The following is a 16,245-nucleotide window of genomic DNA, read 5'->3' on the forward strand; positions in this document are numbered from 1 at the left end:
TCTGCCACGCGGCTACTTCCAATCTCCGCTCTACCCATTCGCGTCACGGCCACAGCAGTCATATCGGACATCTTCAATAAAGTCAGATGGAAGGTATTAGGTCAGCGTGCACTTTGGATAGCAGCATTGCACATGCGTATAATTTAAGAAATTGCAAAATTATATTTGCATATTAATGATCCCAATATGCAGTAGAATTTCGCCCCCCCTTCGCGCAAGCCTGAATGGCTGGCGCGGTGGAGACTCCAGCCACCCATTCGTTATTTATAAAAAAATAACGGCATTTATTGTTCCTATATGAAAAAAACTTCTTTGAGCATTCTGCTTTCAGCAGTGCTGCTTGCGGCATGCGGTTCAGGAGGCAAGGATGCTCCCGCTCCCGAGATACCAGCGCCCACCCCAACCTTCAAGACATTCACCGAAGCGGTTCGCAAGGCTGAAACTAGTGGGAGCATTCCTGTGCTCGATCGCAGCGCGACGCTGTCAGGCACGGACAGCAATGCGAACGGCATACGCGACGATATTGAAACCCATATCAACAGCATGCCAGATACCGCAACTCAAAAGAACGCGCTTCGGCAAACCGCGCAGGCATTTACCTCGGTACTCACCACGAATCTGGCTGACAGCAGCGCGTTGACGGCGTCGTCCACCAAACTGTCGAATGCATCGTCGTGCCTGTTCAGCCGATATCCGAGTCCGCTTGCGAGCAAGCGCGCCAGAGAAATGGAAAAGTTACATATCAATACCAGGCAGCGCTTCGATGCCTATGATGCATACAATGCAGCCCTGAGCGGTACGACTTCCCTGGCACCGGCAGGAGACGGCTGTGAAAATTAAGGCCTATTTTTTCCACAAACTGCTGGCCCTGATCTTGATCCCTGCCTTGCTGGCTCCGGCCTACGCAGCCATCCCTGCAAATGCACTTTGCACGCCGAAAGGTTATACGCTCGGCTTTTTTAATGGCGTCTGGAATACCAAGTTCGAAGCTGACAATGGACGCGATGCATTGCGAAATCTGCTGACTGACAGCTATAACAGCGAGAACGTCAAGTACGAAACCTTTTATAACTACAGCGGCAAAAATCCCGGTAGCGGCGCAACGATGATGCAAGATGTTGCCGAGGTATTTATTCAACGCGCGCGCGAAATCGACTCCAGCGGCGAAATGGGCAACAGATTTGAGTATTTCTGGGACAATCTTTCTGGGGACAAATCGTTCACCAATAAAATCCGCAATTTTCTGCCGTCCGCCGCCTTGATACTCGATCAGATCGCGACAAGCATCATGAACAAACTGATCGGAGCAATCAGTTCGCTCGTCAGCAATCCGCCAACCGAGGCCACCTACTCCCTGCACAAAACGCGGATCGAAGCGCTTTCAGTAGAAGGACAAAAGCTGATTTTTGTTGCTCATTCGCAAGGCAATCTATTCGTCAACCGCGCCTACGATTATGCGCTGACAAAAATCAGCGCATCGAGCATCGCTGTTGCGCAAATTGCGCCTGCATCGACGACCCTGCGCGGCGGCCATCTGCTGGCAGACATCGACCTGGTCATCAACGGCCTGCGTTTGACAGGCATCACTTCAGTGCCGCCGATTAACTTGAACCTGCCTGCATCGACTGCCGATGCTTCCGGCCACATGCTGGTGGAAACCTATCTTGATGCGAGCCGGCCGGCCCGCGCGCAGGTCAAATCGCTGGTGGAAAGAGCCATGCAGCAATTGCAGGCGCCGCCCAAGCAGGGTAACGTCGGCGCATTTACCGTGACGCTCACCTGGGACGGCCAGGGCGATGTCGATTTGCACAGCCTTGAGCCAAACGGCATGCAGGTCTATTACGCCAACCGCAATGGCAACGTCGGACGTCTCGATGTCGATAATGTCATTGCAAACGGACCCGAGCATTATTTCGCTTCGTGTGATGCAAAAGTGCTGCAAGCTGGAACGTACTCGTTCGGCATCAACAACTTCTCCGGCGCGACCGGGCGCACTGCAACAGTCCAGGTGTCCACCTCCAGCGGTGGCGTACTGTCATCCAAATCAGTCAATGTGGGGGCGGTCAGGGGCTCATCTGGCAGCAGCGCTCCCATCCCCGTCGTCAAGCTTGTGGTATCAAAGGATGCGAGTAGCGGGGCATTTGACTTCCTCGCCCAATAAGCTACCAACAGGGCGCAGCATAAAAAAACGGAGACCGCGGTCTCCGTTTTTTGTCAGGCTGTGAAACCGCCTTACGCCAGCTTGCCGTGGCAAGCCTTGTACTTCTTGCCGCTGCCGCAAGGACATGGGTCGTTGCGGCCCACTTTCAGGCCCATGCTCACGCTCATGTCGTCGACGTTGTCCATCTTGCCGCCGGCTGTAGGCGCCAGCAATTCTTCCGGCGCCGCGTTGGGGTCGAATTCAGCATGCTGGTAGTGCACGTTTTCCACGTGCGACTGCTGCATCGCCTGTTCGGCCGCATCGACTTCGGCGCGCGACTGGATACGCACCGTCATCACGTGCTTGGTGACATCGTTCTTGATCATGTCGAGCATCTGGCCAAACAGTTCAAACGCTTCGCGCTTGTATTCCTGCTTCGGATTCTTCTGTGCGTAACCGCGCAGGTGAATACCCTGGCGCAGGTGATCGAGCGCCGCCAGATGTTCGCGCCAGTGGCTGTCCACGCTTTGCAACATGACATTGCGCTCGAAGCCGCCAAACGAGTCCTTGCCGACGATATCGATCTTCGACTGGTACACGGCATCGGCTGCAACCAGCACTTTTTCCAGAATCTCTTCGTCCGTCAGGGTCGAATCGGCTTCCAGCATGGCCTGCAACGGCAAGTCAAGCTGCCATTCGCCCGACAGGGTGTTTTCCAGGCCCTTGATATCCCATTGTTCTTCCACTGATTCGCGCGGCACGTACTCATACACCAGGTCGGTGAACACGCCATGGCGCAACGAGCCGATCATTTCCGAAATATCGGTCGTTTCCAGCAGCTCGTTACGCTGCTGGTAAATCACCTTGCGCTGGTCGTTGGCGACATCATCGTATTCCAGCAATTGCTTGCGGATGTCGAAGTTGCGCGCTTCGACCTTGCGCTGCGCCGATTCGATCGAACGCGAGACGATGCCCGCCTCGATCGGTTCGCCTTCCGGCATTTTCAAACGGTCCATCACGGCGCGCACGCGGTCGCCGGCGAAGATGCGCAACAGCGCGTCGTCGAGCGACAGGTAGAAGCGGGACGAACCCGGATCACCCTGGCGACCGGCACGGCCACGCAACTGATTGTCGACGCGGCGCGATTCATGGCGTTCGGTGCCGATGATGTGCAAGCCGCCCGCATTGACCACGTGGTCATGCAGCGATTGCCATTCATCGCGCAAGGTCTGCGACTGGGCGGCCTTGTCGGCATCGCTCAGTTCAGCATTGGCTTCAATGAACTTGATCTGGTTTTCGACGTTACCGCCCAACACGATGTCGGTACCGCGACCGGCCATGTTGGTAGCGATGGTGATGGCTTTGGGACGGCCTGCCTGGGCGATGATTTCCGCTTCGCGGGCATGCTGTTTCGCGTTCAGCACGTTGTGCGGCAAACTGGCCTTGTTCAAGATGCCCGACAGCAGTTCCGAGTTTTCGATCGAGGTCGTACCGACCAGCACGGGCTGGCCGCGCTCGTAGCAGTCACGGATGTCGTTCAACATCGCGTTGTATTTTTCCGCCGACGATTTGTAGACCTGATCTTGACGATCCTTGCGCTGCAACGGACGGTTTTGCGGAATCACGACCGTTTCCAGGCCGTAGATTTCCTGGAATTCATACGCTTCGGTATCGGCCGTGCCGGTCATACCGGCCAGCTTGGCGTACATGCGGAAGTAGTTCTGGAAGGTGATCGAGGCCAGGGTCTGGTTCTCGTTCTGGATCTTGACGCCTTCTTTCGCTTCGACGGCCTGGTGCAAGCCATCGGACCAGCGACGGCCCGTCATCAGACGGCCCGTGAATTCATCGACGATGACGACTTCACTGTTCTGCACCACGTAGTGCTGATCCTTGAAGTACAGCGCGTGTGCGCGCAATGCCGCATACAGATGGTGCACGAGGGTGATATTGGCCGAATCGTACAGCGAAGCGCCTTCTGGCAGCAGCCCCATTTCCATCAGGATGCGCTCGGCCTTTTCATGGCCCGCTTCCGTCAGCAACACCTGGTGCGCCTTCTCATCCTTGGTGTAGTCGCCCGGTACGTCAACCTTGCCCTTGCCGTCCGGCGTTTCTTCGCCGATCTGCAAAGTCAACAGCGCTGGCACTTCATTGATCTTGTAATACAGATCCGTGTGGTTCTCGGCCTGGCCCGAAATGATCAAAGGCGTGCGCGCTTCATCGATCAGAATCGAGTCGACTTCATCGACGATGCCGAAGTTCAGGCTGCGCTGCACGCGCTCGCGCGCTTCGTAGACCATGTTGTCGCGCAAGAAGTCGAAACCAAATTCATTATTCGTGCCGTACGTGATGTCGGAGTTATACGCCTGTTGCTTGGCGCTGTGCTCCATCTGCGACATGTTCACGCCCGTCGACAGGCCCAGCCACGCATACAGGCGGCCCATGGTCTCGGCATCGCGCTGCGCCAGGTAGTCATTGACGGTCACGATATGCACGCCCTTGCCCGACAAGGCATTCAGGTACGCTGGCAAGGTGGCCATCAGGGTCTTGCCCTCGCCCGTGCCCATCTCCGCGATCTTACCAAAATGCAAGACCATGCCACCGATCATCTGTACATCGAAATGGCGCATGCGCAGGACGCGCTTGCTGGCCTCGCGACAAACGGCAAACGCTTCCGGCAACAAGGCATCGAGCGATTCGCCAGCGGCGATGCGTTCCTTGAAGGCCGGCGTCTTCGCTTGCAGCTCGGCATCCGACAGCTTTTCGATGGCCGGCTCGAGCGCATTGATCTCGCGTACCGTTTTTTGGTATTGCTTGAGCAGCCGCTGGTTGCGGCTACCGAAAATCTGGGTCAGTAATGACATGCTTGAATTCTTGAAAAAACGCCGTTAAAAAAAGCTCGGTAGGTAACAACGAGGTAACAATCGCGTGACCGCACGGAGTTCGACTATGGCAAAAGACGATGATTTTATCATGCGTCACCGTCAAGGTTGGGGTAATGCACTATATAACAATATCTTAATAGCAAACAAATGGCAGAAATTGCGGACATTTGCCATACTGTAAAGCAAACCAGCCCGCGCGCTTGCATCACGCGGGCCACCGCACTCGTCATGCGCGGGCGAGTGTGCTATGTTTCGGCCATGCGAACTCCCACTTACTTGAAGGCAGAGCGCCGCAGCTACGGCTTTGCCCGCTCAGGCCCGGCCGTGACGGGCGCAACCGATTTTCTGCGCGGCAATGCAACGATGGCATCGCTGATGCCCACCGTCATGCGCCTGGCCGCCCTGCAAAAAGATTGTGCCAAGGCATTGCCGGCGATGTTCGAACATTGCGACATCCTGCAATTCGAAAGCGGCCAGTTGGTGCTGGCCATACCGAACGCGGCACTGGCAGCCAAGCTCAAGCAGCAATTGCCGAAATTACAAGCAGAATTGGAAAGAAAAGGCTGGCAGATTTCAGGCATCCGACTGAAAGTGCAGGTGGTCAAGAGCATCGCGCCCATCGTGCACACGCGGGCGCTGGTCTTGCCGGAAAAAGCCATGTCGGCCCTGGAAGAGCTGAGCACGGCCCTGCCCGCGTCGAAGCAGAACGAGCAGCTGATCGCGGCGCTGCGCAGTTTAGTGCGCCACCACCGCGAGCCTAAAGATTAGCAACGCCAGGCGGCAGCACGTCGGATTACGGCCTGCGGCCTAATCCGACTTACCTTACGTCAACGCCCATTCGCGCTCCATTTGACGCAAGTACGATTGCGGCGCCGCCTCGTTGGTGGCGAACGAGACGATTTCATACGCATCGGGCTGTTCCAGCAGCGCCAGCAGCAGCTGATTGTTCAGTGCATGGCCCGACTTGTGCGCAGTGTAATAGGCGAGCAAGGGGTGGCCCACCAGATACAGGTCGCCGATGGCGTCGAGAATCTTGTGGCGCACGAACTCGTCTTCATAGCGCAAGCCATCGGCATTAAGGATGCGGTATTCATCCATGACGATAGCGTTTTCCAGCGAACCGCCACGGGCCAGGCCCATGCCGCGCAAGCTTTCCACGTCCTGCATGAATCCAAAGGTGCGCGCGCGCGCCACGTCGTGCACGTAGGACACGTCGCCAAAGTCGACGGAGGCGCGCTGCATCGTGCCATCGACGGCGGGGTGATTAAATTCGATGAAGAAATCGAGCTTGAAGCCGTCATACGGCGACAATCGCGCCCATTTCTCGGCGTCGCCCTTGCCGTGACGCACTTCCACAGGCTTGACGACCTTGATGAATTTCTTCGGCGCCTGCTGCTCTTCCACGCCAGCCTGCTGCAGCAGATAAACAAAGGACGAGGCGGAACCATCCATGATGGGAATTTCTTCCGCATTCACGTCGATAAACATATTGTCGATGCCAAGGCCGGCCGCGGCCGACATCAGATGCTCCACGGTAGACACCCTGGCGCCATCCTTGATCAGCACCGACGCCATGCGCGTATCGCCCACGGCCATGGCGCTGGCGGGAAACTCGACGATGGGATCGAGGTCGATGCGGCGAAACACAATGCCCGTGTTGATCGCGGCAGGACGCAAGATCAGCTCCACCTTGGTGCCAGAGTGCAAACCGACACCGATGGTGCGGACCAGTTGTTTGATAGTGCGTTGTTTTAACATCTGTCGATTATATCTATTTGCTGAGTTTTCGTTGCGACACGGCATGAGCGAGGCCAGAAAAACCACATCCGGCCGTCAGGGATGTTCGCTTTCCGCATGCACCGATTCACGCCGCACCAGGTAAATCCCGCTGCCGATGATGATGGCCGCGCCGATCAAGGTGTATTTATCGGGCAAGGCGCGCCACAGCATCCAGTCCAGGGCCATGCCCCAGGCCAGGGCCGAGTACTCGAATGGCGCCACGCTCGATGCCTTGCCATGGCGAAACGCCTCCGTAATGGCCAGCTGGCCCAGGAAACCACTGAGTGACAAGCCTGCCAGCAGCCACCAGTGTTCGTGCCGAATGCGCACCCACTCATGCGCCGACAAGGCCACGCCGCCGATAGCCATCATCAGCATCAGCCAGAAGACCATGCTTTCACTGGCGTCCGTGCGGCTCAGAATGCGCCCTGTGACAGCCGAAATGGCATAACAGGCGGCCGAACCGAGCACGGCCAGGCCGGCCAGCGAAAAGAATCCCGCACCGTCCGGGCGCAGCGCCACCAGCACGCCCAGCAGACCTACGGCGATCGCGCACCAGCGCGCCAAGTCGACTTTTTCCTTCAGGACAAACACCGACAAGACCGTAATGAGCAAAGGTGCGATGAAAAACAGCGCATACGTCTCGGCCAGCGACATGTGCTTCAAGCCATAGGCGAACAGGGCAATCATCAACACGCCCAGCGCGCCGCGCAGCAAGTGCAGCGGCCAGCGCACCTTGAGCACATTGTTAAAGGCACCGAGGTACAGCAGGTACAGGCAGACCAGCGGCAAGGATGACAGGGCGCGCAAGGCCGTCACCTGCATGGGCGGATAATGGGCGGACAGCAGCTTCATGGCTGCGTCCATCAGGGAAAACATGGCCACTGCGACCAGCATCACATAAATGCTGCGCAAATTTTGATTGCGGGCTATCAGGACAGACTCCGGACAAAAAACGGGACCGTCATCATGGCGACGGCCGGAGCCAGGACCGGTAGGCAAAGCCACACCGTCCGCCCGATTATAGCAAGCGCGACCGTTTACCTTATGACAGCGGCAACAGCATCACCAGTTTCAACTCATGCTGGCGCGCCAGGTGCAAGGTCACCTGATTGAACTCAAGCAGCCCCTGTTGCGCGTGCTGGAACTGGCGCAACCCCCCATCGCGGCCCTGTACTTGCTGCGCGCTCCACCACTGCCGAAATTCAAGGCTGGCGCCAGCCAGTTCGGCGATCAGGCCGGCCAGCGGTGCCTGGTCCGCCTGCCGGCCGACGTCGGCGCGAAACTCGGCTACCAGGCGCTGCGCTCTTTCGGGCCAGCCCACGATCAGGTCGCGCGCGCCAGGCTCCAGGAACATGAAGCGCAGCTGGTTCGGCATGGCCGCTGCGCCATGCAGCCAGGCCGCAAACAGCGTGGAAGCGGCCCCATTCCACACCACGGCATTCCATGCACGGTCGAGGATGTAGGCGGGCGCGGCGATGGCGGCAACGATGGCGGCCAGCTCGGCGCTAGCGGGCCCCTCGCCCTCGCCAGTGCCGTGGCTGGGGTCATGCTTGTCGGCCACGTCAAACAGGTAAGCGCGCTCTGCCGTACTGAGCTGCAGTATTTGCGCCAGGCGCGCCAGCATCTTGGCCGAGGCCGACACGGGCCGCCCCTGCTCGAGCCACGTCAGCCAGGTGGGGCTGACATCGCACAGCTGCGCCAGCTCTTCGCGTCGCAAGCCTGGCGTGCGGCGGCGCCCACCACCGGGCAAGCCGGCCATGGCAGGAGTGACAGCTTCACGCCGGGCACGGATGAATTGAGCGAGTTTATTTGACATGACAAGGGTGCATGGTAGTTAATATACCAGTATAAGTTATGGTCTTGTTACAGGATAATTTTATCCTTATCCTGCCGGGACGCCCCCATCACCAGGAGAAAACCATGCAGCAGCACGATGTTGTCACCGAACAGTTTGGCAAGACGGCCCATGCCTACCTGAGCAGCGCGATGTTCGCGCAAGGCGCCGACCTGGTGCTGCTGCAGGAATGCGCGCGCCGCCACGGCAAACAAGGAAAACCACAGGTGCTGGACCTGGGCTGCGGCACCGGTCACGCCAGCTTCGCCGTCGCACCCGTGGCAGCATCGGTCGTCGCCTATGATCTGGCGCAGCCGATGCTCGACGAGGTCGAACACGCCAAGGCGCAGCGGGGCTTGCACAACATTAGCACGCAGCAGGGCGACGTGACACGCCTGCCATTTGCCGACGCCAGCTTCGACATGCTCGTCACGCGCTTTTGCGCACACCACTGGAGCGACGTGGCAGGCGCGCTGGCCGAAGCCTGGCGCGTGCTGCGTCCCAACGGCACCTTGCTGGTGATCGACAGCGTGGCGCCGAAAACGGCCCTGTACGACAACACCTTGCAGGCGGTGGGAATGCTGCGCGATGCCTCGCACGTACGCCACTACCGCACCTGCGAGTGGGGCGCCATGTTCGATAATGCAGGATTCACGCACAGCTTGCGCAGCGTATGGAAGCTGCCTATGCAGTTCGACGCGTGGGTGGCACGCATGCGCACACCCGCCGAACGCGTAGCAGCCATCCGCAAGCTGTTCGATGGCGCGCCCGAGGAAGCGCGACGGTATTTCGCGCTGCAGGACGATTATTCGTTCAGCATCGATGCGGCCATGTTCGAGGCGACAAAACCGTCGGTACAATAAAAAAACGGCGCCAGTGGCGCCGTTTTTTTGAAGAGGTCAGACCCGCCGTTTGAAGGGGTCAGACCCGCCGGGTCTGACCCCTTATAGCTTAAGCCAGTTGGCCCAGCAGCGTCTCGGCATTCGACACTTCAAACTTGCCGCCCTGCTCGACGTTCAATTGCGTCACCACGCCATTGTCGACCAGCAGCGAATAGCGCTGCGAGCGCGTGCCCATGCCGAACTTGCTGAAGTCGGCGTCCAGCCCCAGTGCCTTGCTAAAAGCGGCGTTGCCATCAGCCATCATGCGCACGACGCCTGTGGCTTTCTGGTCGCGGCCCCAGGCGCCCATCACGAACGCATCGTTGACGGAGATGCACCAGATTTCATCGACGCCCGCAGCTTTCAGGTCGGCAGCGTGCTTGACGTAGCCGGGCACGTGTTGTGCGGAGCAGGTCGGGGTGTAAGCGCCTGGCAGGCCGAAGATAGCGATCTTCTTGCCCTTGACCAGGTCTTGCACGTTAAACGTGTTCGGGCCCAGTGCGCAACCTTCGGTTTCGCTTTCGATGAATTCAGCCAGGGTGCCTTCTGGCAGGGTGTCGCCGATCTTGATGGTCATGTTGACTCCTTATGTAATGTCGGTTAAAGACGCAGCCGCTTGCCTGCAGCAGACAGCGGACAACGCCCGGGATCTGGTTCTGCCGGCATGCTGCCGACACTGCGCAATAGTATGCCTGACTTGCCGCATTTATGCAGAAAATGGCCATAAAAGCAAAATCAAAAGTCAAAAAATGGCAAAAAAACGGCGACCCTCATGAACTCAGGCCGCCGTCGTGATTGCCGACATCATCTCACCTCTAAGTCTAAGCCTTAGTCTTAGTCTTAGTCTTAGCCTTAGTCTTAGTCTTAGTCTTAGTCTTAGTCTTAGTCTTAGTCAGCTTGTTTGCGCAGGAAAGCGGGAATGTCATACGTCTCCATCCCATTCTTTTCCATCGCGCGCACTTGCTCGGAAGCCGATTCGCGGCGCCATACGGCTGGCGCCTTCATGCCGTCGAAACCGGCTGCCGGCGTCGCCACGCCCACGCTGGTCGTCACTGCCTGCGCGCCGCCCATCGCTGCCGATGGCGTCAGCGGGCTGTTGTGCGTACCGGTGCGCAGCATTTGTTGCGGTACCAGCTGGATGTTTTTCTTCGCACGGCCCAAGCCCGTGGCCACCACGGTGACGCGGATGTCGTCGCCCATGGCGTCGTCGTAGGCGATGCCTTGCGCGATCGACGCATCTGGCGCCGCAAAAGCGCGCACGGCAGCCATGACCTCCTTGATCTCTTTACCCTTCAAGCCACGGCTGGCCGTGACGTTGACCAGCACGCCACGCGCGCCGGACAGGTCGATACCATCGAGCAGCGGCGATGCGACAGCCTGTTCGGCAGCGATGCGCGCGCGGTCGACGCCCGAGGCCGTCGCCGTGCCCATCATGGCTTTGCCCTGCTCGCCCATGATGGTTTTCACGTCGTTGAAGTCGACGTTGATATGGCCAGGCACATTGATGATCTCGGCAATGCCGGCGACCGCGTTGTTGAGCACATCATCGGCATGCTGCATCCATTCGAGCATGCTTTCGTCTTCGTAGATCTCTTCCAGTTTTTCGTTGAGGATGATAATCAGCGAATCGACGTGCAGGGACAGCTGTTCCAGGCCTTCGTCGGCGATATCCATGCACTTCTGGCCTTCGTACGAGAATGGCTTCGATACCACGGCGACCGTCAGCGCGCCCAGTTCCTTGGCCACTTCGGCGACGATAGGAGCGGCGCCCGTGCCGGTGCCACCGCCCATGCCGGCAGCGATGAAGACCATGTGCGCGCCGCGCAGCGAATCGGCGATGCGTGCCCGCGATTCTTCGGCCAACTGGCGGCCGACGGCAGGCTTCATGCCAGCGCCCAGACCGGTATCGCCGATCTGGATGATGTTGTGGGCCTTCGACGTCGACAGAGCCTGTGCGTCGGTGTTGGCGGCAATGAATTCCACACCCGACATGCCTTTATTGATCATGTGTTGGACTGCATTGCCACCCGCACCGCCGACGCCGACGACCTTGATGACGGTACCTAAAGCTGTGTTATCGACCATATCGAACTCCATGATGTACTCCTATCAGATGCGGTTTCCAAGCGCCAGGCCTCATATTCGTAGGAGAACTGGAGATTGAAAACTGCGGTTAAATATAAAATAAAGTTATGTGTGTGTACCTGCGATGCTGCCAAAAAACCTGTACTGCCGGGCGTAAATCAAGCCCTTAAAAATTCCCTAAAAACCATTCCTTCATGCGCTGCCAGACTGCTTTCACCGAGCCGTCCTGACGCGTCACGATGTGGCCGCGCAGATATTGCTTCTTCGCTTCCAGCAGCAAACCCAATACCGTGGCGTAGCGCGGACTGCGCACCACGTCGGCCAGCTGGCCCCGATACTCGGGCGTGCCCAGGCGCGCCGGTTTCAGGAAAATATCTTCTGCCATTTCCACCATGCCTGGCATGATGGACGTACCGCCCGTGAGCACGATGCCTGACGACAGCACACCTTCATAACCGGATTCGCGCACCACCTGGTGCACCATCGCGAACAGCTCCTCGACGCGCGGCTCGATCACCGCCGCCAGCGCCTGGCGCGACAGGTTGCGCGGGCCGCGGTCGCCCAGGCCCGGCACTTCCAGCGATTCGCCGGGATCGGCCAGGACCTGCTTGGCCACGCCATAGCGGATCTTGATTTCTTCCGCTTCCGCGGTCGGGGTACGCAAGGCCATGGCGATATCATTGGTAATCTGATCGCCGGCGATGGGAATGACTGCCGTATGGCGTATCGCACCATCAGAGAACACCGCCACATCGGTCGTGCCGCCGCCGATGTCGATCAGCACCACGCCCAGTTCCTTCTCGTCGGGCGTCAGCACCGCATCGGCTGATGCCATCGGCTGCAGGATCAGGTCCGACACTTCCAGGCCGCAGCGACGCACGCACTTGACGATATTCTGCACCGCCGACACGGCGCCGGTGACAATATGCACCTTCACCTCGAGCCGAATGCCGCTCATGCCGATAGGCTCGCGCACGTCTTCCTGGCTGTCGACGATGAACTCTTGCGGCACCGTGTGCAGTAATTGCTGATCGGTCGGAATGTTAACCGCTTTTGCCGTCTCGATGACGCGCGCCACGTCGGTCGCCGTCACTTCCTTGTCCTTGATGGCCACCATGCCGCTGGAATTGAAGCTGCGAATATGGCTGCCCGCAATGCCCGCATAGACATTGCGGATCTTGCAATCAGCCATCAGCTCGGCCTCTTCCAGCGCACGCTGGATGGACTCCACCGTGGCCTCGATATTGACCACCACGCCTTTTTTCAGGCCCTTCGATTCATGCTGGCCCAGCCCGATCACTTCGTGGCGCCCGTCGGACATCACTTCGGCTACCACCGCCACCACTTTCGAGGTGCCGATGTCGAGGCCGACGATCAGGTTTTTTGCGTCTTTTGTCATTTCTGTCGCCTAGTTTTTTGGGCTATTGTTAAATTAATTATTCGGTTAAGTCGTTTTTTTAAGCGCACTGCCACTTTTCTTCTTCATGACTGGCTTGCCATCCTTGCCTTCGGCAGGTATCACCAGGCCGGCGGAACTGAGCGCCAGGCCATTCTGATAGCGCATATCGATCGTATCGATATTTTCCAGCCGGCTCGCCAGCTGCGGATAGATGCCCACCAGCCGGTCGACCCGCGCCTTCAGGGTCGTATGATTGTGCTCGCGCCCCAGCGCCACGCTCATGCCGTTATCCAGTTTCACAGTCCACGCATAGCGGCTCGACAAGGACAGCGATTCAGGCACCATCTTCAGTGGCGCAAACCACTTTGCCAGCTGCAGGTAAGTAGCCAGCACTTCCTTCTCGCTGCCATCGGGACCGGCGAAGGCCGGCAATTCGTGGTCATCTTCGGCTTCCGCCACATTCGCCGTAAACACCTCGCCCTTGACCGACAGCAGGCGTCCATCCTCACCCCAGGTGCCCAGCGCTTCGTGTTCTTCCAGCGCCACGATCAGCTGGTTTGGCCATTCGCGCCGTACGCTGGCACGGCGCACCCAAGGCACCGACTCAAACACGCCACGCACGCTTTCCAGGTTGGTCGTGAAGAAATTGCCCTTGATGCGGCCCAGAGTGCCGCTGCGCAGGGTCAGGTAATTCACGTGGCGCAGGCCCTTGTCATCCGCGCTTTCCACCTTGATGGTGCGCAGCTCGAACATGGGACGCTGCGACACCCACCAGACGCCGGCCGCCACGCATACGACCAGCACCGCGGCCAGCAAGCCGTTGGCTGTCGTATTGAGGCTTTTAGCGTCATGCCACATATCAGTGCTGTCCCTTGTGCATTTTCAGGCGGGCACCAGCGGCGATTTCCAGGCACAGGTCTTCATAGCTGATACCGACCGCGCGCGCCGCCATCGGCACGAGCGAATGGCTCGTCATGCCCGGCGAGGTATTGACTTCCAGCAGGAACAGCTTGCTGTCGGCCGCGCGCATCAGCACATCGACCCGCCCCCATCCCTCGCAGCCGAGAGCGCGGTAAGCTGCCACGGCGATGCGCTCCATCTCCGCCACGATCGCCGGGTCGAGCTGCGGCGGGCAGAAATACTTGGTATCGTCCGTAAAGTATTTGTTCTGATAATCGTAGTTGCCTTGCGGGGCGACGATTTCAATCGGCGGCAGCGCGCGCGCCGTGGCGCCCTTGCCGAGGATCGCAACGGTGAATTCGCGGCCCTTGATGAATTCCTCGGCCAGCACCGAATCATCGAGGCTGGCGGCGATGTCATAGGCCGCCTGGAATGCCGATGCTTCGTTGACGGTGGTGATGCCGATGCTCGAACCTTCATGCGGCGGCTTGACGATCAGCGGCAAGCCCAGTTCGGCGGCGACCTTGGCCAGGTCGGATTGCGCGTCCAGTACCGCGTATTGCGGCGTCGGCAACTGGTGCATCAGCCAGATCATCTTGGTGTAGACCTTGTCCATGCCCACCGCGCACGCCATCACGCCGCTGCCCGTGTAGGGAATGCCCAGCTGCTCGAGCGCGCCTTGCAAGCTGCCGTCCTCGCCGAAGCGGCCGTGCAGCGCGATGAAGACGCGGTCAAATTTTTCAGCAGCCAGTTCGGCCAGGCTGCGTTCGCCCGTATCGAACGCGTGCGCGTCCACGCCGCGGCTTTGCAGCGCGGCCAGCACGCCGGTGCCGGACATCAGCGACACTTCGCGCTCGGCCGAACTGCCGCCGAACAGCACGCCAACCTTGCCCAATTGTTTTACGTCAATAGCTGAAGCTTGGTTCACGTCAGGCCTTTACAGTGTTGGATTGATACGTAGTCAGTTGTTGCGGGATGCCGCTGATGGAGCCCGCTCCCATGGTCAGCACGACGTCTCCGTCGCGCGCCACGCTCATGATGGTGTCAGCCATGTCCGTCATGAACTCGACGAAAATCGGTTCGATCTTGCCGCGCGCGCGCAGCGCATGCGCCAGTGCGCGGCCATCTGCGGCGACGATAGGCGCTTCACCTGCTGCATACACTTCGGACAGCAGCAGCACATCGGGCGCGCCCAGCACCTTGACGAAATCCTCGAACAGGTCGCGCGTGCGGCTGTAGCGGTGCGGCTGGAAAGCCAGCACCAGGCGACGGCCAGGGTAGGCAGCGCGCGCAGCGGCGAGGGTCACTTCCGTTTCCACTGGATGGTGACCGAAATCGTCGACCAGGGCGAAGCTGCCGCCATTCGGCAGCGCCACGTCGCCATAGCGCGTGAAGCGGCGGCCCACGCCAGAGAACTCGGCCAGGCCCTGCTGCGTGGCGCTGTCGTCGATGCCGATTTCACGCGCGATCGCAATCGCCGAGCAAGCATTCTGCACATTGTGCATGCCAGGCTGGTTCAACACCACGTCGAGGTCGGGATAGCCTTCCTGCAGCACGGTGAAATGCATTTCCAGGCCAACGGCGCGCGCGTTGATGGCGCGCACTTCCGCGTCTTGCGCGAAACCATAGGTGGTGACGGGTTTGGTGACGGACGGGATGATGGCACGCACGTGCGGATCGTCGATGCACAGCATGGCGCGGCCATAGAACGGCAAGCGGTGCGTGAACTGCACAAAAGCTTGCTTGAGCTTTTCGAAATCGTGCTCGTAGGTGTCCATGTGGTCGGCGTCGATATTCGTGATCACTTCGATCATCGGCGTCAGGTTCAGGAACGAGGCGTCCGATTCATCGGCTTCAGCCACCAAGTATTCGCCGGAGCCCAGCTTGGCGTTCGCGCCGGCACTGGTCAGGCGTCCACCGATCACAAAAGTAGGATCGAGCCCCCCCTGGGCCAGCACCGAAGCGACCAGGCTGGTCGTCGTCGTCTTGCCATGCGTGCCGGCGATGGCAATGCCACGTTTCAGACGCATCAACTCACCCAGCATCACGGCGCGCGGCACCAGCGGAATCTTGCGCGCGCGCGCGGCCACTACTTCCGGATTGTCTTGCGGGACGGCGCCCGAGGTCACGACCGCATCGGCGTCGCCGATATTGTCGGCCGCGTGGCCCAGCATGACGGTTGCGCCCAGGCTCGCCAGGCGCTGCGTCGCCGCATTGCTGCCGAGGTCAGAACCCGACACCTTGTAGCCCAGGTTGACCAGCACTTCGGCGATGCCGCTCATGCCGCTGCCGCCAATGCCGACAAAGTGGATATTATTTACTTTATGCTTCACAGAGCTAAC

Annotated in this window: 14 protein-coding genes; 4 read left to right on the forward strand and 10 right to left on the reverse strand. The window is 59.2% G+C overall.

Annotation, left to right across the window (positions count from 1 at the left end):
* Nucleotides 1–297: 297 nt before the first annotated feature.
* Entirely contained in the window at nucleotides 298–840 is a 543-nt protein-coding gene (locus ACQ4V8_RS18445; protein WP_128089095.1) for a hypothetical protein, read from the forward strand.
* The gene (locus ACQ4V8_RS18450; RefSeq protein ID WP_436571979.1) at nucleotides 830–2,161 is read left to right on the forward strand and encodes a DUF2135 domain-containing protein; all 1,332 of its coding nucleotides are present in this window, start codon (nucleotides 830–832) and stop codon (nucleotides 2,159–2,161) included. The genes ACQ4V8_RS18445 and ACQ4V8_RS18450 overlap by 11 nt, the downstream gene beginning before the upstream one ends.
* 71 nt (nucleotides 2,162–2,232) lie before the next feature.
* On the opposite strand, the gene secA is transcribed toward ACQ4V8_RS18450, so the two are convergent.
* Nucleotides 2,233–5,001: a preprotein translocase subunit SecA gene (gene secA / locus ACQ4V8_RS18455; protein ID WP_010394974.1), complete on the reverse strand. Its 2,769-nt coding sequence runs from the start codon at nucleotides 4,999–5,001 to the stop codon at nucleotides 2,233–2,235.
* A gap of 279 nt (nucleotides 5,002–5,280) precedes the next feature.
* Here secA and ACQ4V8_RS18460 point away from each other — a divergent pair, with 279 nt between their 5' ends.
* Nucleotides 5,281–5,790: a DciA family protein gene (locus tag ACQ4V8_RS18460; RefSeq protein ID WP_043460764.1), complete on the forward strand. Its 510-nt coding sequence runs from the start codon at nucleotides 5,281–5,283 to the stop codon at nucleotides 5,788–5,790.
* 54 nt (nucleotides 5,791–5,844) lie between these two features.
* Here the strand turns inward: ACQ4V8_RS18460 and lpxC are convergent, their stop codons facing one another.
* The 3 genes from lpxC to ACQ4V8_RS18475 all read right to left on the reverse strand — a co-directional run bounded on the left by lpxC (nucleotide 5,845) and on the right by ACQ4V8_RS18475 (nucleotide 8,620).
* Nucleotides 5,845–6,780 (reverse strand): UDP-3-O-acyl-N-acetylglucosamine deacetylase, encoded by a 936-nt coding sequence (gene lpxC, locus ACQ4V8_RS18465; protein WP_010394970.1) that lies wholly within the window; start codon nucleotides 6,778–6,780, stop codon nucleotides 5,845–5,847.
* A 75-nt stretch (nucleotides 6,781–6,855) separates the two neighbouring features.
* Entirely contained in the window at nucleotides 6,856–7,698 is an 843-nt protein-coding gene (locus ACQ4V8_RS18470) for a DMT family transporter (RefSeq protein WP_070346553.1), read from the reverse strand.
* Between the two features lie 148 nt (nucleotides 7,699–7,846).
* Nucleotides 7,847–8,620: a helix-turn-helix transcriptional regulator gene (locus ACQ4V8_RS18475; RefSeq protein WP_029496158.1), complete on the reverse strand. Its 774-nt coding sequence runs from the start codon at nucleotides 8,618–8,620 to the stop codon at nucleotides 7,847–7,849.
* Nucleotides 8,621–8,724: 104 nt separating this feature from the next.
* On the opposite strand from ACQ4V8_RS18475, the gene ACQ4V8_RS18480 reads away from it, so the two are divergent.
* Entirely contained in the window at nucleotides 8,725–9,501 is a 777-nt protein-coding gene (locus tag ACQ4V8_RS18480; protein ID WP_010394962.1) for a class I SAM-dependent methyltransferase, read from the forward strand.
* An 88-nt stretch (nucleotides 9,502–9,589) separates the two neighbouring features.
* Here ACQ4V8_RS18480 and ACQ4V8_RS18485 read toward each other — a convergent pair whose 3' ends face one another.
* The 6 genes from ACQ4V8_RS18485 to murC form a co-directional block, all read right to left on the reverse strand.
* Nucleotides 9,590–10,096 carry a peroxiredoxin gene (locus ACQ4V8_RS18485; RefSeq protein WP_010394960.1) on the reverse strand — a complete coding sequence of 169 codons (507 nt, stop codon included), beginning with the start codon at nucleotides 10,094–10,096 and terminating at the stop codon, nucleotides 9,590–9,592.
* A gap of 311 nt (nucleotides 10,097–10,407) precedes the next feature.
* Nucleotides 10,408–11,616: a cell division protein FtsZ gene (gene ftsZ / locus ACQ4V8_RS18490; RefSeq protein ID WP_010394957.1), complete on the reverse strand. Its 1,209-nt coding sequence runs from the start codon at nucleotides 11,614–11,616 to the stop codon at nucleotides 10,408–10,410.
* Between the two features lie 154 nt (nucleotides 11,617–11,770).
* Nucleotides 11,771–13,003 carry a cell division protein FtsA gene (gene ftsA, locus ACQ4V8_RS18495; RefSeq protein WP_010394955.1) on the reverse strand — a complete coding sequence of 411 codons (1,233 nt, stop codon included), beginning with the start codon at nucleotides 13,001–13,003 and terminating at the stop codon, nucleotides 11,771–11,773.
* 45 nt (nucleotides 13,004–13,048) lie between these two features.
* Nucleotides 13,049–13,861: a cell division protein FtsQ/DivIB gene (locus tag ACQ4V8_RS18500; protein WP_010394954.1), complete on the reverse strand. Its 813-nt coding sequence runs from the start codon at nucleotides 13,859–13,861 to the stop codon at nucleotides 13,049–13,051.
* 1 nt (nucleotide 13,862) lies between these two features.
* Complete coding sequence (locus ACQ4V8_RS18505) at nucleotides 13,863–14,831, reverse strand: D-alanine--D-alanine ligase (RefSeq protein ID WP_050855862.1); 969 nt, start codon at nucleotides 14,829–14,831, stop codon at nucleotides 13,863–13,865.
* 1 nt (nucleotide 14,832) lies between these two features.
* Complete coding sequence (gene murC / locus ACQ4V8_RS18510) at nucleotides 14,833–16,236, reverse strand: UDP-N-acetylmuramate--L-alanine ligase (protein WP_010394948.1); 1,404 nt, start codon at nucleotides 16,234–16,236, stop codon at nucleotides 14,833–14,835.
* Between the last annotated feature and the right edge of the window lie 9 nt (nucleotides 16,237–16,245).

It is taken from the genome of Janthinobacterium paucivorans (assembly GCF_051380805.1).
Lineage (GTDB): Bacteria > Pseudomonadota > Gammaproteobacteria > Burkholderiales > Burkholderiaceae_D > Janthinobacterium > Janthinobacterium lividum_D.